This is a genomic window from Hydrogenophaga taeniospiralis (assembly GCF_020510445.1).
Classification (GTDB): Bacteria; Pseudomonadota; Gammaproteobacteria; order Burkholderiales; family Burkholderiaceae_C; genus Hydrogenophaga.
The window spans coordinates 1,364,654-1,383,382 of record NZ_JAHBAG010000001.1; the positions used below are offsets into that span (position 1 = coordinate 1,364,654).

General features: G+C 66.5%; 15 protein-coding genes. 8 read left to right on the top strand and 7 right to left on the bottom strand.

Annotated features, from left to right (window positions below):
- The first annotated feature begins 8 nt into the window (after positions 1-8).
- From pntB to KIH07_RS06715, 3 genes are all read left to right on the top strand, one after another.
- Positions 9-1,430 carry a Re/Si-specific NAD(P)(+) transhydrogenase subunit beta gene (gene pntB, locus KIH07_RS06705; RefSeq protein ID WP_226491229.1) on the top strand — a complete coding sequence of 474 codons (1,422 nt, stop codon included), beginning with the start codon at positions 9-11 and terminating at the stop codon, positions 1,428-1,430.
- Between the two features lie 255 nt (positions 1,431-1,685).
- Positions 1,686-3,374: a long-chain-fatty-acid--CoA ligase gene (locus KIH07_RS06710; RefSeq protein ID WP_226491230.1), complete on the top strand. Its 1,689-nt coding sequence runs from the start codon at positions 1,686-1,688 to the stop codon at positions 3,372-3,374.
- 118 nt (positions 3,375-3,492) lie between these two features.
- Positions 3,493-4,248, top strand: a complete 756-nt coding sequence (locus tag KIH07_RS06715) for a 5'-methylthioadenosine/adenosylhomocysteine nucleosidase (RefSeq protein WP_226491231.1) — start codon at positions 3,493-3,495, stop codon at positions 4,246-4,248.
- 321 nt (positions 4,249-4,569) lie between these two features.
- On the opposite strand, the gene corA is transcribed toward KIH07_RS06715, so the two are convergent.
- Positions 4,570-5,556, bottom strand: coding sequence for a magnesium/cobalt transporter CorA (gene corA / locus KIH07_RS06720; RefSeq protein ID WP_226491232.1), 987 nt, complete (start codon positions 5,554-5,556; stop codon positions 4,570-4,572).
- A gap of 202 nt (positions 5,557-5,758) precedes the next feature.
- Positions 5,759-7,030, bottom strand: a complete 1,272-nt coding sequence (locus KIH07_RS06725) for a patatin-like phospholipase family protein (RefSeq protein ID WP_226491233.1) — start codon at positions 7,028-7,030, stop codon at positions 5,759-5,761.
- A gap of 143 nt (positions 7,031-7,173) precedes the next feature.
- Here KIH07_RS06725 and KIH07_RS06730 point away from each other — a divergent pair, with 143 nt between their 5' ends.
- On the top strand, positions 7,174-8,424 hold the full coding sequence (locus tag KIH07_RS06730) for an MFS transporter (RefSeq protein WP_226491234.1): 1,251 nt from the start codon (positions 7,174-7,176) through the stop codon (positions 8,422-8,424).
- On the opposite strand, the gene KIH07_RS06735 is transcribed toward KIH07_RS06730, so the two are convergent.
- From KIH07_RS06735 to KIH07_RS06755, 5 genes are all read right to left on the bottom strand, one after another.
- Positions 8,369-8,914 (bottom strand): response regulator, encoded by a 546-nt coding sequence (locus KIH07_RS06735; protein WP_226491235.1) that lies wholly within the window; start codon positions 8,912-8,914, stop codon positions 8,369-8,371. The genes KIH07_RS06730 and KIH07_RS06735 overlap by 56 nt on opposite strands.
- Before the next feature lie 20 nt (positions 8,915-8,934).
- Positions 8,935-9,822, bottom strand: a complete 888-nt coding sequence (locus KIH07_RS06740; protein ID WP_226491236.1) for an HDOD domain-containing protein — start codon at positions 9,820-9,822, stop codon at positions 8,935-8,937.
- 111 nt (positions 9,823-9,933) lie between these two features.
- Entirely contained in the window at positions 9,934-11,550 is a 1,617-nt protein-coding gene (locus KIH07_RS06745) for an EAL domain-containing protein (protein WP_226491237.1), read from the bottom strand.
- Complete coding sequence (locus KIH07_RS06750; protein WP_226491238.1) at positions 11,534-13,693, bottom strand: PAS domain S-box protein; 2,160 nt, start codon at positions 13,691-13,693, stop codon at positions 11,534-11,536. The genes KIH07_RS06745 and KIH07_RS06750 overlap by 17 nt, the downstream gene beginning before the upstream one ends.
- Positions 13,690-15,075, bottom strand: coding sequence for an HD domain-containing phosphohydrolase (locus KIH07_RS06755; protein WP_226491239.1), 1,386 nt, complete (start codon positions 15,073-15,075; stop codon positions 13,690-13,692). The genes KIH07_RS06750 and KIH07_RS06755 overlap by 4 nt, the downstream gene beginning before the upstream one ends.
- 197 nt (positions 15,076-15,272) lie before the next feature.
- Between KIH07_RS06755 and KIH07_RS06760 the strand changes: the two genes are divergently transcribed.
- The 4 genes from KIH07_RS06760 (at position 15,273) to hprK (ending at position 18,720) form a co-directional block, all read left to right on the top strand.
- Positions 15,273-16,511 (top strand): MFS transporter, encoded by a 1,239-nt coding sequence (locus tag KIH07_RS06760; RefSeq protein WP_226491240.1) that lies wholly within the window; start codon positions 15,273-15,275, stop codon positions 16,509-16,511.
- Between the two features lie 170 nt (positions 16,512-16,681).
- Positions 16,682-17,011 (top strand): ribosome hibernation-promoting factor, HPF/YfiA family, encoded by a 330-nt coding sequence (gene hpf / locus KIH07_RS06765; protein WP_226491241.1) that lies wholly within the window; start codon positions 16,682-16,684, stop codon positions 17,009-17,011.
- 142 nt (positions 17,012-17,153) lie between these two features.
- Positions 17,154-17,624 (top strand): PTS sugar transporter subunit IIA, encoded by a 471-nt coding sequence (locus tag KIH07_RS06770; RefSeq protein WP_226491242.1) that lies wholly within the window; start codon positions 17,154-17,156, stop codon positions 17,622-17,624.
- Between the two features lie 145 nt (positions 17,625-17,769).
- The gene (hprK, locus tag KIH07_RS06775; protein ID WP_068167658.1) at positions 17,770-18,720 is read left to right on the top strand and encodes an HPr(Ser) kinase/phosphatase; all 951 of its coding nucleotides are present in this window, start codon (positions 17,770-17,772) and stop codon (positions 18,718-18,720) included.
- Positions 18,721-18,729: the final 9 nt, after the last annotated feature.

The window sequence follows — 18,729 nt, forward strand, 5'->3', positions numbered from 1 at the left end:
GACCCTGAATGTCTGCAAGTCTGGCCACGGTCTCCTACATTGGTGCGACCATTCTCTTCATCCTCAGCCTGGGCGGCCTGTCCAACCAGGAAACCTCGCGCCGCGGCAACCTGTTCGGCATGGTCGGCATGGCGCTGGCCGTGGCGGCCACGGTGTTCGGCCCGCAGGTCACCGCCGCCGGGCTTCCCTGGATCATCGGCGCCATGGTGGTCGGCGGCGCCATCGGCCTGACCGCCGCCCGCAAAGTGCAAATGACCCAGATGCCCGAGCTGGTGGCGCTGATGCACAGCATGGTCGGTATGGCCGCGGTGCTGGTGGGTTACGCCACCTACGTTGACCCAGAGGCGACCAAGGGCTTCGAGGGGGCGGCGCACACGATCCACGCGATGGAGATCTACATCGGCATCTTCATCGGCGCGGTCACTTTCTCGGGCTCGGTCATCGCCTTCGGCAAACTCTCGGGCCGTGTCGGCGGCAAGCCCATGCTGCTGCCCGGGCGCCACTGGATGAACCTGGCCGGTCTGCTGGCGGTGATCTATTTCGGCCGTCTGTTCCTGCAGGCCGAGACGCTGCAGGACGGCATGCTCCCGCTGTTCGTGATGAGCGCCATCGCGCTGCTGTTCGGCGTGCACATGGTGATGGCCATTGGCGGCGCCGACATGCCGGTGGTGGTGTCCATGCTCAACAGCTACTCGGGCTGGGCGGCGGCGGCCACGGGCTTCATGCTGAGCAACGACCTGCTGATCGTGACCGGGGCACTGGTCGGCTCCAGCGGCGCCATCCTGTCCTACATCATGTGCAACGCGATGAACCGCAGCTTCATCAGCGTGATCGCTGGCGGCTTCGGCTCCACCAGCGCCGCGCCCAAGGCGGCGGGCGGTGCGGCAGCCGAGCCGGCCGGCGAGGTGACCCCCATCCTCGCCGCCGAGACCGCCGAGATGCTGCGCGAGGCCAAGAACGTGATCATCGTGCCGGGCTACGGCATGGCGGTGGCGCAGGCGCAGCACACGGTGTTCGAGATCACCCGGCATCTGCGCGAAAAGGGCGTGAACGTGCGCTTTGGCATCCACCCGGTGGCCGGCCGCATGCCCGGCCACATGAACGTGCTGCTGGCCGAGGCCAAGGTGCCTTACGACATCGTGTTCGAGATGGACGAACTCAACGAAGACTTCCCCGACACCGATGTGACGATGGTGATCGGCGCCAACGACATCGTGAACCCGGCGGCGCAGGAAGACCCGACCAGTCCCATCGCCGGCATGCCGGTGCTGGAAGTCTGGAAGGCGCGCACCTCCATCGTGATGAAGCGCAGCATGGCCTCGGGTTACGCCGGCGTGGACAACCCGCTCTTCTACAAGGACAACAACCGGATGTTGTTCGGTGACGCCAAGAAGATGCTCGACGAGGTGCTGGTGGCGTTGAAGACCTGAGCGCGCGTTGGCCGCCGTCGATGGGCGGGCCGTGAGGGATGCGGCTTTGGTGTGCACCGGGCCGATGCGGCACCGGAAAAGGCCGTGAGCCTGTGGTGACACGGGCTCTTTGTTTCTGTAGCACCGAGGCAAGGACACCCCAGGTTTTAGAGTAGGCTGTCAGTCGTTCATAAGGGAAAAACACGAGAGCTGGCCCGTGTGCCCCGAAGGAGAATGTCAGGTTATGGTTTCAAACAAAACTAACGGAGATCACGCATGACCGAACCGACGGCCGATCGTCCCTGGCTGGGCGCTTACCCCAGTGGTGTACCCGCCGATATCGATGTCGCGCAGTACCCGTCGCTGGTGCATCTGATGGAGGAGAGCTTTCAGAAATACGCCGGCCGCCCCGCCTACAGCTTCATGGGCAAGGAGCTCAGCTTCGCCCAGGCCGACAGCCTGTCGCAGGCTTTCGCGGCTTACCTGCAGGGGCTGGGTCTGGTCAAGGGCGACCGCGTCGCCATCATGATGCCCAACGTGCCCCAGTACCCGGTGGCGGTGGCGGGCATCCTGCGTGCGGGCTTCGTGGTGGTCAACGTGAACCCGCTGTACACGCCGCGTGAGCTGGAACACCAGCTCAAGGACTCGGGCGCCAAGGCCATCGTCATCATCGAGAACTTCGCGCACACGCTGGAGCAGTGCATCGCCAGCACGCCGGTCAAGCACGTGGTGCTCGCGGCCATGGGCGATCTGCTCGGTCTGCTCAAGGGCGCGATCGTCAACTACGTGGTGCGCAACGTCAAAAAGATGGTGCCGGCGTTCAGCCTGCCGCAGGCGGTGCGTTTCAACGACGCCATTGCCAAAGGCACCCGGGGCAGCTTCAAGCGCCCCGAGATCCGGCCCGACGACGTGGCCGTGCTGCAATACACCGGTGGCACCACCGGGGTGAGCAAAGGCGCCGTGCTGCTGCAGAGCAACGTGATCGCCAACGTGCTGCAGTCCGAGGCCTGGAACGACCCGGTGATGAAGACCGTGCCGGCCGGCGAGCAGCCCACCAGCGTCTGCGCCCTGCCGCTGTACCACATCTTCGCCTTCACGGTGAACATGATGCTGTCCCTGCGCACCGGCGGCAAGACCATCCTGATCCCCAACCCGCGCGATCTGCCCGCGGTGCTCAAGGAACTGGGCAAGCACACCTTCCACAGCTTCCCGGCCGTCAACACCCTGTTCAACGGCCTGGCGAACCACCCCGATTTCAACACCGTCAACTGGAGCAACCTGAAGGTGTCGGTTGGTGGTGGCATGGCGGTGCAGGCTGCCGTGGCCAGGCTCTGGCTGGAGAAAACCGGCTGCCCGATCTGCGAAGGCTATGGCCTGTCGGAGACCAGTCCGTCGGCCAGTTGCAACCCCACCACCAGCACCGAATACAGCGGCACCATCGGCGTGCCGCTGCCGAACACCTGGATGAAGTGCCTGGACGACGACGGCAACGAAGTGCCCCAGGGCCAGCCCGGTGAGATCGCCATCAAGGGGCCGCAGGTGATGGCCGGTTACTGGCAGCGCCCGGACGAGACCGCCAAGGTCATGACACCCGACGGCTACTTCAAGACCGGTGACGTGGGCGTGATGGACGCGCGCGGCTATTTCAAGATCGTGGACCGCAAGAAGGACATGGTGCTGGTCAGCGGCTTCAACGTGTACCCCAACGAGGTCGAGGACGTGGTGGCCCAGTTGCCCGGCGTGATGGAGTGCGCCGTGGTCGGTGTGCCCGACGAGAAGTCGGGCGAGGCGGTCAAGCTGGTGATCGTGAAGAAGGATGCGTCGCTGACCGAGTCGCAGGTGCGCGACTTCTGCAAGGCCAACCTCACCGGCTACAAGCAGCCCAAGGTGGTGGAGTTTCGCACCGAGATGCCCAAGACCCCGGTGGGCAAGATCCTGCGCCGCGAACTCAGAGACAAGAAGTAGCCCCCCGCGCCGCCTGCGGCGTTGCCCCCCAGGGGGGCGCCCGGCAAAGCCGGTTCCACCGCGTTTGGGATCGAGGCCCGCGCGCCGGTGAGGCGTTCGCTTCTGCTCCAATACGGGCATGAAGACCAGTGCCCCAATCGCCATTGTCTCGGCTCTGCACGACGAACTTGCCAGTGTGCTGGCGCTGATGCCAGACGAGCAGAAACAGATCGTGGGTGGGCGCGAGTTCTGGGTGGGCCATCTGCATGGGCAGGATGTCGTGGCGGTGCTCAGCGGCATCGGCAAGGTGTCGGCCGCGACCACGGCCACGCTGCTCATTCAGCGCTTCGGTGTGAACCGCATCGTCTTCACCGGTGTGGCGGGCGGGCTGGGCGCTGGCGTTAACGTGGGTGACGTGGTGCTCGCGCGCAGTTTCCTGCAGCACGACATGGACGCTTCGCCCCTCTTCCCGCGCCACGAGGTGCCCGGCTATGGCCGAGCGCGCTTCGACGCCGACGCCGCGCTCACCGACGCCCTGGAACTGGCCTGCGAGCGCATGCTGCACACCCTGCCGCAGCAGCTGGGCACTGAGACGGTAGCGGCCTTCGGCCTGCACGCGCCACGCCTGCACCAGGGGTTGCTCATCAGCGGCGACCGCTTCGTCGCGACCACGGCGGAGGGCGCGGCCCTGCAGCGCGAACTGCCCGAGGCGCTGGCGGTGGAAATGGAAGGCGCGGCCTTCGCGCAGGTGTGCCACGACTTCGGCGTTCCCCTGGCCGTGGTGCGAACCATCTCCGACCGCGCCGACGACGCGGCCCACGTGGACTTCCCGCGCTTCCTGCGCGATGTCGCCAGCCGTTACAGCGGCGCCATCATCGAATCGATGATGATTTGATGGCCCACCCCCGCGCCGGGCTCACTGCGTGGCCCGTCACCCCCTCAAGGGGGCGGCACTGGCGGCCCGGCAAAGCCGGTTCCGCGGTGCCCTGGCACCAACTCCCCCTCCGGCGTGGAGTGCCTTGACCCAGGATGCCGCGGAACTGGTTCCGCCAGGCCGCATGCATCAACACCTTGAGTCGGTTCCGCGGTGCCCCGGCACCAACGTCCTCTACGGCGTGGAGTGCCTTGACCCAGGATGCCGCGGAACTGGCTTTGCCAGGCCGCAGGCATCGCCCCCTTGAGGGGGTGACGGGCGCAGCCCGGCGCGGGGGTGGGCCTACCGCAACCAGCCGCGCTTGCGGAAGTACAGCATCGGCACCACGGCCGACAGCACCATCAGTGCCAGCGCGAACGGATAGCCCCACTTCTGGCTCAGCTCGGGCATGTACTGGAAGTTCATGCCGTAGAGGCTGGCGATCAGCGTGGGGGGCAGCAGGGCGACGCTGGCCACCGAGAAGATCTTGATGATCTTGTTCTGGTTGATGTTGATGAAACCGACCGTGGCGTCCATCAGGAAGTTGATCTTGTCGAACAGGAAGGCGGTGTGGCTGTCGAGCGAATCGAGGTCGCGCAGGATCTGGCGCGCGTCCTCGAACTGCTCGGCGCTGAGCATGCGGCTGCGCATCATGAAGCTGACCGCGCGGCGCGTGTCCATCACGTTGCGGCGGATGCGGCCCGACATGTCTTCGTGGCGCGCGATCGCCGAGAGCACCTCGCCGGCCTTGTTGTCCGTCACGTCGCCGGCCAGCACCTGGCGGCTCACATCGTCCAGATCGTCGTAGATGTCTTCGAGCGTGTCGGCGCAGTATTCGGCGTCGGCATCGAACAGCATCAGCAGCACGTCGCGGGCGTTTTCGATCAGGCCTGGCATGCGGCGCGCGCGCATGCGCAGCAGGCGGAACACCGGCACGTCCTCGTCGTGGATGGAAAACAGCACCCCCTGGCTCTTGAGCTCGGCGTTGTGCTCGTTGAGGATGAAGGCCACGCGCACCGCATGCGGGCTTTCATCGTCATCGATCAGGAAGTCGGAGCGGATGTGCAGCTCGCCGTTGTCTTCCTCGAAGAAGCGGGCCGATTCCTCGATGTCGTCGTCCATCGCGTCTTCGGGGATCGACAGGCCGAAGTGCTGCTTGACCCAGCGCCGCTCCTCGGGCGTGGGTTCTTCGAGGTCGACCCAGATGGGCTTGAACCGGGCCAGCTCTTCGAGCGACTCGATCTCTTCCTGGAACAGACGGCCATTGGCCAGGGTGAATACGTTGAGCATGGGGCGCTCCCGGCGGGGAATGTCTGAGGGGGGCAGGCCTGCGGGGCCTCGGGGCGGTTCGGGCGGCGCTTTCAGCCGGCCGGCCACCGAATCTCAGGGGCTGCGAGGGGCAGCGCTCAGACGGTCGCGGGGGAGGCTGAAAGCACACAACTGGGGGGTGTGCTTTCCATGGGGGCTCTTTGCGGGTTGAAACTGGTGCCGATTATGGCACCGTGGCCTGCACGTCGGCCTCCAGCGGGAGGCCGAAAAACCCCATCAATTCGTCCTTTCGTCGCCAGGCGTCGCCTTCGCCCAGTTCGATCAGGGCGTTGACGAAATCGGGTTCGAACAGTAGGTAGCTGGCCAGGGCGGCGGCGCTGCCGGCGGCGCCCTGGCCGGTGTCGAGCGCGCCCAGGCCGGTGAGGGTGTTGCGCGTCGGCGCGGGCAGGGCACCGATGTGTTTGCGTGCGAGTTCGTCGAGCGAAAAACTGGGCTGCACCGCCATCACGTGCACCGGCCGGTAGGGCAGGCGCTCGGCCAGTTCGGGGGGGAGCCTGGCCAGCGTCTCGCTCACCCGCTGGGCCTGCTCCACGTCGGCCTGCAGGGTGTCGTGGAACACGCTGGCCATGGCGTGCCCGGCGATGGTGCCGGCCGTCGGTTCGTCGTTGGCGCGCGCGACCAGGCCCGAGCGCTGGGGTTGCCCCACGCCGATCACCAGCACCCGGCGCGCCCGGAAGTGGATGGCCGGCGACAGGGGCGAGAGCTGGCGCATCGAGCCGTCGCCAAAATGTTCCTTGTGGCCGTTCACCCACAGGGGCACGGCCGGAAACAGGAAAGGAATGGCGCTGGAGGCCATCAGGTGTTCGATGGTGATGGGCTGGAAGTCGGCGCGCCGCCCGGGGCGGTGCCAGGGCGGCACCGGGTGGTCGGGCCGGGTCTGGCAGAAGGTCCAGTGTTCGCCCGTGGTGTAGCTGGACGCGGTGACCCCCAGCACATCGATGTGGCCTTGCTGCAGCGCGCGCTCCAGCCCGTCGAGGTCGATCGCACGGTGCAGGGTGTCCACCAAAGGCAGGGTGTCGAGCAGGGCGCGGTAGCGCCGCACCTGGCGCGCCAGGGTGAGCCCGGCGATGATGCGGTTGGCGCGCACCCAGCCCGGTGCTTCGAGCCGGTAGATGTGCTCCGAACGCAAGCCGCCCCAGAACGCGGCCAGGCGGGGCAGGGCGTGCAGCCCATCGGTGGCGTGGCTGGCGAGGTAGGCCGCGTTGAGGGCGCCGGCCGAGGTGCCGAACAGTCCCTGGAAGGGGAAGGGGGTGGGCGAGGAGCCGGCGGTCGTGGGGGCCCGGCTCGCCAGCATGGATGCCACCGCCTTGAGCACGCCGGCCTGGTAGGCCGTGCGGGCGCCGCCGCCCATCAGCACCAGCGCGCAATGGCCCGAGGCGGTCTCGGACAGTTGGGTGTCGAGCAGGTTGCGCGAGATCAGCGTATCGAGTGACACAATCGGAGCCTTGAGCCCAGGCGCGGGCGGTGCCTGCGATGACGTTGGGCGGTTGCCCAAAATCATGACACATCCCCCCGTGTTTTCCGACGGTTGCCGTGAATATGGCGGGGCCTGGGCGGCCCGTGCACAAGGATGCAACCATGCTCAAAGCCATCTGGAGCCTGCCGCGCACCGTCTGGTTCATCGGGCTCATCAGCCTGGTCAACGACAGCGCGAGCGAGATGCTCTACCCGTTGGTGCCGCTGTATCTCGCCTCCGTGCTGATGGCGGGGCCCCGTGCCCTGGGCATCATCGAAGGCATCGCCGAGGCGACCGCGAGTCTGCTCAAGCTGTTCTCCGGCGTCGTTGTGGACCGCACGCGCAAGTCCAAGCCCTGGATCGTGTTCGGCTATGCCCTGGCCGGCTTTGGGCGCCCCCTGATCGCTTTTGCCAGCAGCTGGCCCTTCCTGCTGGCCATCCGGTTCGCCGATCGCGTTGGCAAGGGGCTGCGCAGTTCACCCAGGGACGCCCTGCTGGCCGCCAGCGTCACACCGGACCGGCGCGGGCTGGCTTTCGGCCTGCACCGCGCCATGGACAACGCGGGCGCGGTCGTGGGCCCCTTGCTGGCGTTTGGCCTGCTGGCGGCACAGGTGTCGCTCAGGGACATCTTCCTGTGGTCCATCGTGCCCGCGCTCATCTGCGTCGGGCTGGCGCTGGCCATCCGGGAGCCGAAGGCCGAGCCACACCCGGTGAGCGCGGGGTTCGACTGGCGGCTGGGCGACATGCCCCCGGTCTTCCGGCGCTACCTGCTGGTGGTGGCCCTGTTCACGCTGGGCAACTCCTCCAACATGTTCCTGTTGCTGCGCGCCAACGAACTGGGCGTGCCCCAGGCGCAGGTGCCGCTGCTGTGGGCGGCGGTCTCGGTCATTGCCATGCTGTTCGCCACGCCCCTGTCCGCGCTCTCCGACCGGCTGGGCCGCGTCAGGCTGCTGTTGCTGGGTTATGTGGCCTATGCCATCTTCTACGCCACGCTGGGCTTCATCAACACCGATGGCTGGGTGCTGTTTGCCCTGTTCGGCTTCTACGGCCTGTTCATGGCGGCGACCGAAGGGGTGGAAAAGGCGCTGGTGGCCGACCTGGCGCCGCAGAACCGGCGCGGCACGGCCTTTGGCTGGTTCAACCTGACCGCCGGCCTCTTCCTGCTGCCCGCCTCCGTCGTGTTTGGCTGGATCTACCAGGCCATCGCGCCCTGGGCGGCGTTCCTGTTTTCGACCGCCTGCGCGATGGCCGCCGCGCTGCTTCTGCTGTTCACCGTAAAGGAAGGCCGTGGCGATGCGCCGCCGGACGGATCGCCGATCAGTCCAGCAGCGGCAGGATCACGCAGCCTTGTTCGTCCCAATCCACCTGGGTGATGCCGGGTTCCAGGGCTTCGAGCCGGCGCCGCTCCAGCTCTTCGGCGCTGACCTGGCTGGCCACCCACTGCGTGGCCTGATCCTGCTGCGCACGTTGCGCCAGGCTGAAGGCCAGGGCCGACGAAACGTGATGAACCAGCTCGTCGGTGTCCCAGGGTTTGGTGAGGTAGCGGTACAGGCCGAACTGGTTCACCGCCTCCTGGGCGGTCGCGAAATCCGCCGTTCCCGTCAGAATCATCCGCACGCACCCGGGCTGCATGTCCGCCGCCGTGGCCAGCAGCTCCATGCCGCCCATGCTGGGCATGCGCAGATCGCTGACGATGACGTCAAACCGTCGCACCCGCAGCTCGGCGAGAGCGTCCGCAGCGCTGCAGTGCGTCACGATCGTCACCTGACTGCCCAGGGGGCCGCGCAACGCACGGTGCAGGGCGCGAACGATGGGGGCTTCGTCATCGACGAGGAGAAGGCTGCCTTGAAGTGCTGGGTTCATGGATGCTCCGACAACGTGGTTCATGCACAGGACATGACGGACAACTCGCTCACGACGCGCTGCGTCAGACGGCGCAGCTGCGGCTCGCTGGCGTCCAGGACGGACCACATCGGGTCCATCAGGAACTCGGCCTCCGCTTCCGGACCCGCGCCCCCGGTGGGTGCGGCTTCCAGGCCATGGGCCATGTGGTTGGCCAACTGCACCAGGTGCGAGAAGGTCAGACGCTCACCCTCAGGGATGGAAGCCGGAAGATGGTGGGTGGCAATCGCCGCCGAGAGGGTGGCCGGGAAGTTCCATTGCTGGGCCACGGTGGCGCCGACCTCGGCGTGTGACACACCGAGCACCCGCTGCTCCGCCTCGTGCAAGGCCAGCCCTTCGGCCGCGCAGAGCCGCAGCGCCTGTGCCTCCAGTTCCGGGCTGGTGATGGCCAGAATCAGCTTGCCCACGTCGTGCAGCAAGCCCAGCAGAAAGGCCTCGCCGGTGTCCAGTGACGCGATCCGGGCCAATTCCCTGGCCGAGATGGCGGTGCACAAGGTGTGGCGCCAATAGGTGTCGAAGCTGAACCCCTCGCACCGCACCGCCCCGAAGCTGGACCGCAGGGAAATGGCCGCCAGCGTGCTCGCCACGGTTCGCAGGCCCAGCATCTGCACGGCATCGCCGATGCTGGCGACCTGCCCCTGCGCCCCATAGAACGCGGAGTTGGCCAGCCGCAGGATGCGTACGGACAGCGCTTGATCGCGCTCGATCGCTTCGATGCAGGTCGAAGCCGGTGCGTCGTCCTTGCTCAGCGCTTCGACCGCCGCGATGAAGGCGCCGGGCAGCGAAGGCAGCTCGCCGATGCACCGGGCCAGCGTGGCGGGTTTCAGATGTCGCGGCGGGGCCGCCGACTCAACGGGTTCCACATACATGATGAACTCTCCCTGAAGGCACTGTTGTTGGATGACCGACCAGAACCGTTGTCGTGCGCGGGCCCATGCGCCGGGTGACACCGGCGGGGTTCTGGGTGCGCAGCGGCGGGTTCATGCCAGCCGGTCCGGGGCCGCGACGGCGGCGTCTTCCAGCAGCTGAACCATCATCAGATGGCCCAGGGGCTTTTTTTGTCCAGGCACCTGGTGGAGCCAGACGAGGGCGTTTCGACCGTTGATGGCGGTGCACAGCCCGTCCGTGTCGGAGCGCTGGGCGGGTTGTCCCAGCGCGGTCAGCAGTTGCAGCATGGAGGGCGCTGGGTCTCCCCCCAAGGCCGACGACCATTCGGGCCACTGGCGCACGGCCAAGCGGTTGACGTAGGCCAGCATGCCGTCTTCTCCGATGCCGAAAACGGCCATCGGCAGCCCGTCCAGGGCGTCCCTGGAGGCGCCCGCGGCGCTCTGCATGGCCAGCCGGCGGGCGCTTTCGTCGCGCGCCATGCGCGAGAGCCGCTGGTTGGCCACGATCAACTCCCGGTTGGCCCGGTGGACCGCGCCCCCGAGGCGGCAGTTCTCCGCGGCCAGTTCACTCTGTTCAAAGGCCTTGGCGACGTGGTTGCGCAGGAGGTCGTCGTCCCAGGGCTTGGTGAGGAACTTGTACACGGAACCCTCGTTGACCGCCTCGATGATCGATTGCAGATCGGTGTAGCCCGACAAGGTCAGGCGCACGGTGTTGGGGTACAGGCGCTTGGCTTCGCGCAGGAACTCGATGCCCGTCATTTCCGGCATGCGCTGGTCCGAAACGATCACGTCCACCGGTTGACTGGCCAGCAGCTCCAACCCCTGGCGGCCGCTGGTGGCGGTGAGGATGTGGTAGCCATCGCGGCGAAACAGGCGCTTGAGCGACGACAGGATCGCCGCCTCGTCGTCCACCAGGAGCAGGGTGCGGCGGCGTGGACGCGTGCCCAGCAGGCCCTGGGGCATGGATGCGCCCGCGTGCAGCAGGGCATGCAGACCCTCGGCGGTCTGCGCGGCGCCGAAACAGTCGCCCTGCGCGAGATCGCATCCGTGGTCCACCAGGCGTTGCAGCTGGTCGTCGTGGGTCACACCGTCGGCCATGACGCGCATGTGCAGCCCATGAACGAGCTGGATCAGCGATCGGGTCAACGAGGTGTCGTGGCTGTCGGTCACGATGTCGGGCACCACGGCGCGGTCGATCCGGATCACGTCCAGAGGCAGCTCCCGCAGTTCGGACAGGCTCGACGCGCCGGCCCCGAAGCCACCCAGGATCACCTCCACGCCCGCCGCGCGCAAGGGCATCAGCGTTGTCGCCAGCGCCTTGCCATCGGTTGCCGCCCGGCGCTCCGGAACCAGCACCGACAACAGCGAGGCCTTCAGACCCCATGCCGCCAGTGTGGCCAGCCAGTCGTCCACCGTGCCGGGCAGCGCCAGCTCCAGCCATTCCAGGGGAAGGCACAGCCGCACATCGCCCACGTGTCCGTCCAGCACGGTGGCCACTTGTCGGCAGGCGGCCTCCTGGCGCTCGCGCAGCGGGTGACCGCAAGCGTCCAGTCCGTCCAGGATCTCGCCTTGCCAGAGCAGTTCCACAGCGACCAGCTGGCCGCTGACCAGGTTCCAGTGCGTCTGGAAGCGTGGCACCGTTGCCGGACCGGGGCTTTCCGTGTTGATGCGATCCGTCTGCGACATGGCGCGCTCAGACTGTGTGTTCATGTTCGTGCTCCCACACCGGTGGAATGGTGTCTTTCCCTTGCGCAACGGGTCCCGCGACCGGCAGCCAGACGCGGATGGCCGTGCCCTCCCCGACGGTGGAGCGCACCTGGATCGTGCCGCCGTGTTTCTGAACGATGGAGAACGACAGCGACATGCCCAGCCCGGTTCCCTTGCCCACGTCCTTGGTGGTGAAGAAGGGCTCGAAGATCCGGCGCTGGACTTCGGCGCTCATGCCGCAGCCCGTGTCCTCCACCTGCACCCAGACCCAGTCCTGCTCGACGCCGGACAACAAGGTGATCGTTCCCTTGTCCACAATGGCGTGCGCCGCGTTGACGATCAGGTTCATGAACACCTGGTTGAGCTGGGCGGCCAGGCACAGCACCGGTGGCAGCGGTGCGAGCTTCTTGACCACCTCGGCCTTGTATTTCACTTCGTGGCGCACGACGTTGAGGGTGGACTCCAGGCCCACGTTCAGATCGGCCTCCTGCCAGTCCGAATGATCGACGCGCGAGAAGTCCTTGAGGTCCTGCACGATCTTCTTGACACGCCCCAGGCCCTCGGCGCATTCGTCCAGCAGCAGCGGGAGGTCCTCGCGCAGGAACTCGATCTCGACCTCTTCCCGCTTCTTCGTCAGCGCGGCGGCCGCGGTGGCGTCGCCCGGGGCGGCCACCGCCGCGTCGCAGGCCTCGCTCAGGTCCAAGAGACCGGTGACGTATTGGCGCAGGGAGTTGAGGTTGGAGCTGACGAAGCCGATCGGGTTGTTGATCTCGTGCGCCACGCCGGCCGCCAGTTGCCCGATCGACGCCATCTTGTCCTGCTGAAGCAGCTGGTTCTGCGCTTCCTCCAGCTGATGGTTCATCGCATCGAGCTGGTTGATCCGCTCCTGCAGCTGTGCCTGGGCATCGCGGATGTCGGAGCGGTCCTGCATCATCCACCAGGTGCCAAGACCTGGGGCCGCCGAGTTGGCCACGTAAGCATCGACCTGCACCCAGATGGGATGGCCATCGGCGCGGCGCATCCACATCTCCAGGTGAATGGGTTCGCCTTTTTTGAACCGGGGAATGACATAGCTTTCAAAGTTGGCGAAGTCCTCTTCCGTCAGGTAGGTCGCACGGGCCGGCAGACCGGCCATGTCGGACGCGGCATAACCGAACATGTCGGCCATGGCGGGATTGACGCGCTGGATCACGCCTTTCTTGGCATAGGCCACCCCGATGGGCGAATTGGCGATGAACAGCTCCAGGTCACGGGCGGTGGCCGCCAGCTCGGCCGAGCGTTGCCGGACGAGTTCTTCGAGCTCGTTGCGGTGCCGCAGCAGCTCGTCTTCCGAGGTCCTGCGGGCGGTCACGTCCTGCAGGGTTTCGATGGCCCCGATCACCGCGCCCCGGGCGTCGTAGAGGGGGGCGGCCGTGAAAAACAGCCACTTGCCCGAGGTGCCGAACTGTGGAAAGAAGGCCTCGACCTCGACACCGCCGGCGATGATGGAGGAACGGTGCATCTGCCCGCCGTAGAACGACCGCATGGTTGCTTCATCGACCCCATCGACGATCATGTCCGCGAGCAAGGGGCGCTGTTCCGGGTAGAACGCCTTCCAGCCCTCTCGCGACCCGAGCACCTCGTTGCGCTTGATGCCCGTCATGCGCTCGCAGGCCGTGTTCCAGTGCGTCACCCGGTGGTACTGGTCGATCACCAGCGACGCCACCGAGGCCCCGTCGATGATCTGCGACAGCATCTCGGTCATGCCCAGCAAACTGCTTTGCACGTGCATCACGTCGCTGAGATCCACGCAGGTCACCACCACCTGGACCCGATCGTCGAAACAGACCTGCCGGGCATGGATCTCCACCGGACGAAGCCCCCCGTCGGGGGTCATGACCGAACCCGAAACCACGGGCGGTACCTCGCCGTGCTCCGAGCAGGTCAGGATCGCGGCGTGCAGAGGCGCGCGCGTGCTCTCGTCCACCAGATCCAGCAAGGACATGCCGAGCAGCGCCGACGGACTGCGCGAGCCCAGCCGGCACAACGCATCGTTGGCCGCCAGGATCCGCCCGTCTCCCAGCAAGGCCGAGGGAACGGCCACCGCGTCGACGATCTCCCGGGCCACCGCGGCATTCGATTTCTGTTGGTCCGCGACGTCCATCATGACTGGCTCCTCGGCACATCCAGGGCTTTGGCGTCCTGCGGGATCGAGCTCTTGCGGATCCACAGCGTGAGCCGAACGCCTTCCCTCGCGGAAAAGTCGCCCACCTGCTTGACCACGCGTTCGTCGAACACATAGCCCGCCGCCAGCAGGATGGCTCCTCTGGACGACACCAGGTCGCGTGCCAGCACCATGCCGGGACGCAGATCGCGCACATCCATGTGCACGTCCGCCTTGGCCGCGGCCGCCAGGTCATCGACGACCTTGATCATGGTTTCGACCACGGAGCGGTCGTAGCGCGTGTCAATGCCGCCGTGGAGCAATTTCTGCGCGCGTTCCACGGTGCAGCGCTGGTCCCCCAGGTTGCCGTTGATCATGTCGTCCAGATCGCTGGCCGCTGCCACGATGCGCGCGCCCATCACGATCTCGGGCGCCGCCAGGCCATCGGGAAAACCTTTTCCGTCCACGCGTTCGTGGTGCTGGCGCACGATGCGCGCCACCCCTTGCAGCTGCGACAGCGCCATCAACGTGGTTTCGCCGTCGATCGGGTGGCGCCGGTAGCGCTGGGTTTCTTCCGGGTTGTAGGCGGAGACCGACTTGCCCAGCATTGCGTCGGGAAACCCGATGTTGCCCACGTCGTGGACCAGCGCGGCCAGATGGATATCGCGGATCTCGCGGTCCGACAAGCCCAGGCGCCTGGCGGTCTCGCGGCTCAGATCGGCCACACGGCGTGAATGGCCGGAGTTGCCGACGCGCATCTCCATCAGGCTGGAAAACACGTTGACCGCCAGCACGAAGGTGTTGTCCAGATCCTCGTATGCCGCGTCCAGCATGCCGTTGATCTGCTGGAGTTCGGCGGTTCGCGCGGCCACGCGCGACTCCAGGGTCTGGTTGGCGTCGCGAAGCTGTTCGTTCTGCCGCTTCGTCAACTCGGTCAGTTCGGCGTTCTGCTGTTCCAGGCCGCGCCGGATCAGGGCTTCGCGCACCACCAGAACGAGGTCCTGGTCGTCCCATGGCTTGGAGATGTACCGGTGGATGGCGCCTTTGTTGATGGCCGCGATCGTGGCTGAAATGTCGGCGTAACCGGTCAGCAGAATGCGCGCGATGCCCTCGTCATGGGAGCGCACCAGTTCCAGGAAACGCGCCCCGTCCATTTCGGGCATGCGCATGTCCGAGATCACCAGATCCACCCGGTGGGTCTTCAGCAGCGCCAGGCCTTCGGCGGCGCTGGTGGCCTGCAGGGTCGCGATGCCCTGTGCCCGGAAGACGCGGCGCAATGCGCTCAATACGGAGGGTTCGTCATCGACGGTCAGAACCGTCGGTGCCGCCAGTGGCCCGGCATTCGCCGCGGCGGATGGTGGCTCTTGAAGGGCAATGGTGGTCATGGCGTCACGGACTCCCGGTGTGTCCTGGGTATTTCGACACCCGGGCATCACACTTGAGCCCCTTCGTGTCCGCCCCCTCCTGGGCGGTGGGAAGTCAGGGCAGCCTGTCAGGGCATTGGCGGTGCGTCGGGAGCGGGGTCGCCTGGCTGCGTATCCTCCACCGCTGGCCTCTCGGAGGGCCGGACCGGACCCCATTCATGAACAACAAGACCATTTCCCTGTCACACCGGCGCGAGCTGTGGTTGTTGATCACCATCGCCGGCATCCAGTTCACCCACATCCTCGATTTCATGATCATGATGCCGCTGGGGCCGCAGTTCACGCGGCTCTTCGGCATCAGCGATGCGCAGTTCGGGCTGCTGGTGTCGGCGTACACGCTCTCGGCCGGCGCCTCGGGCCTGGCGGCGGCCACCTATGTGGATCGTTTTGATCGCAAACGCCTGCTGATCACCCTGTACGGGCTGTTTGCGCTGGCCACGCTGGCCTGCGGCCTCGCGCCCGGCTACGGTTTCCTGATGGTCGCGCGCGTGGCCGCCGGCATGTTCGGCGGCGTGCTCTCGGCGCTGTCGCAGACCATCGTGGCCGACGTGGTGCCCTTCGAGCGGCGCGGTCGCGCCATGGGCATCGTGATGTCGTCCTTTTCGGTGTCCACCGTCGCGGGCGTTCCCCTGGGGCTGTTCCTGGCGAGCCACTGGAGCTGGCAGGCGCCCTTCATCGGCATCGCGCTGCTCAGTGGCGTGCTGGCGCTGGGGGCCGCGCTGACCTTGCCCAGGCTCAACCACCACCTGCTGGTCAAGGACCGGCCCTCGATCTGGCGCGGCATCGGCATGGTGCTCGCGGAGCCCAACCACCAGCGGGCGTTCGCCTTTTCCGCCTTGCTGATGTTCACCGGCTTCACCGTTCTGCCCTACCTCACCATCTACATGCAGACCAATGTGGGGGTGCAGGAGACCCAGATTCCCTACCTGTACCTGTGTGGCGGGGTGGCCACCCTGTTCACCGCGCGGCTGTTTGGCCGGCTGGCCGACCGGCTGGGCAAGGTCCGGACCTTCACCATGCTCGCGCTGGCGGTGATCGTGCCCATGCTCGCCACCACCCTGATGCCGCTGTGGCCGCTGTGGGGCGTGTTGATCGTGTCCACCGCGCTGTTCATCTGCATGAGCGGGCGCATGATCCCCGGCATGGCGCTCGTGACCGGCGCGGCCAACCCCGCCCTGCGCGGCACCTTCATGGCCCTCAATGCGTCGGTGCAATCCGCCGCGATGGGACTGGCCTCGTTTCTGGGCGGGCTCATCATCAGCCGGGACACGGCTGGGCTCGTTCAACACTACTGGGTGTCGGGTCTTTTGGGGGCCTGCGCCAGCCTGGCCGCCATCTTCATGGCGCGCCGCCTGCGCGTGCATGGCGCTGGCGCGGGGCAGGCTGCAACGCCATGACCCATGGGCGGTCAGCTGAGTGCCAAGGTTCGCGTTTTCATGCTTTGTTGCGGTGCGTGCTTGCGTCGCCCCGGTTTCATGGGCATAGTGGGCTCAAGACATCCCCGTGCCGCCGGGAGGTCTGACCGCCCGGCGGCTTGTGTCAACCCGGAGCATTAGGAGGCTCTTCCATGAACTTGACGATCAGCGGTCACCACCTCGAGGTCACGCCCGCCCTGCGCGGTTACGTCACGACCAAGCTTGAACGCATATCCCGACACTTCGACCAGGTGGTCGATATCAAGGTGCTGCTGACAGTGGACAACCTGAAAGAAAAAGACATGCGCCAGAAGGCCGAATGCAACATCCACGTCAAGGGACGGGATCTGTTCGCCGAAAGCGCTCACGCCGATCTGTACGCCGCCGTGGACGAGCTGGCCGACAAGCTGGACCGGCAGGTGTTGCGCTACAAGGACAAAGCACAAGACCATGCCCACGAGAGTGCCAAACGTTTGATGTGATGGAAATCACGGGTCGCCCACCGGCGGCCCGGTCGTTATGTTGCAATGCAGCGAGCCGCTTCAAAAGTCAAGCGGCTTTTTTGTTTTCCCGGTCTAGCCAACGCCGCCCAACTCGGCATAATTTGCGGTCCAAGAGGCCCACATGAACCGACTCTCTGCCATATTGCCCGCCGCGCAAGTGCTCGTCGGCGTCGATGCCACCAGCAAAAAACGCGCCTTCGAAGAAGCGGGCCTGTTGTTTGAAACCCTGCATGGCCTCAACCGTGCGCTGATCACCGACAGTCTCTTTGCTCGTGAACGCCTGGGCTCCACCGGGCTGGGCCACGGCGTGGCCATTCCCCATGGCCGCATCAAGGGGCTGAAGCAGCCGCTGGCCGCGGTGTTCCAACTGGCCAGTCCGATCGGTTTCGATGCCCCGGACGAGCAGCCGGTGCAGCTCATGATCTTTCTCCTGGTGCCCGAAGCGGCGACCCAGAAGCATCTGGAAATCCTCTCCGAAATCGCCGAGCTGCTCAGCGACAGCGCCTTGCGCGAGCAGATGAAGACATCGAGCGATGCCGTGGCGCTGCACGGCCAGATCACATCCTGGCAGTCGGCGCACGCCGCCGCCTGAGCTTGTCCGCTCTTTTGCGTCCCTTGCTGGCCAGTCCGTTGCAGGACGCCCATCGCTCGGGGGACGGCCTTCGGCGCGGGCGGGTCCATCGGGGTGAGCGCCGGTCGATCGTCGGGCCCGGCGCCGTTGTTCGGAGAGTCTGCGCTTGAAACCCACCGTCGTCAGTGCCGACGTTCTGTTCGAAGACCACCGGGATGCTCTGAAGTGGCAGTGGATCGCGGGGCTCGGGGCGTCGGAGCGGCGGTTTGACGAGGTCGCGATCCGTGAGGCGCGCTCAGGGGCCGATCTGGTCGGTTACCTCAATTACATCCATCCCTACCGGGTGCAGGTGTTTGGCGAGCGCGAGGTGGCCTACCTCACCAGCCCCAGCGAAGACGACAACCGCCGCCGGGTGGCGCGCATCGTGACGCTGGAGCCGCCGGTGCTCGTGGTGGCCGACGGGCAGACCGCGCCCGATGCCCTCATGGCCATGTGCGAGCGGGCGCAGATTCCGATGTTCGCCACCCAGGAGTCGGCGGCCTTTGTCATCGATGTGCTGCGCGCCTATCTGTCGCGCCATTTCGCGGATCGTGCGTCCATGCACGGCGTCTTCATGGACATCCTGGGCATGGGCGTGATGATCACGGGCGAATCCGGACTGGGCAAGAGCGAGCTCGGTCTGGAGCTCATTTCGCGCGGGCACGGCTTGGTGGCCGACGACGCGGTGGACCTCTACCGGATCAACCAGACCAGCATCGAGGGCCGTTGCCCCGAGTTGTTGCAGAACCTGCTGGAAGTGCGCGGCATCGGCCTGCTCGACATCAAGGCCATCTTTGGCGAGACCGCGGTGCGCCGCAAGATGCGGCTGTCCCTGATCGTGCACCTGGTGCGCCGCGAAACCATGGAGCGCGACTTCGAGCGCATGCCCCACGAGCCGTTGTACCAGGATGTGCTGGGCGTGCCGGTGCGCAAGGCGGTCATCCAGGTGGTGGCCGGCCGCAACATCGCCGTGCTGGTCGAGGCCGCGGTGCGCAACACCATCCTGCAGTTGCGCGGGATCGATACCTACCAGGAATTCGTGGCGCGCCACCGCGCGGCCATGGCGCGCGGCGAATAAGGCGGGGCG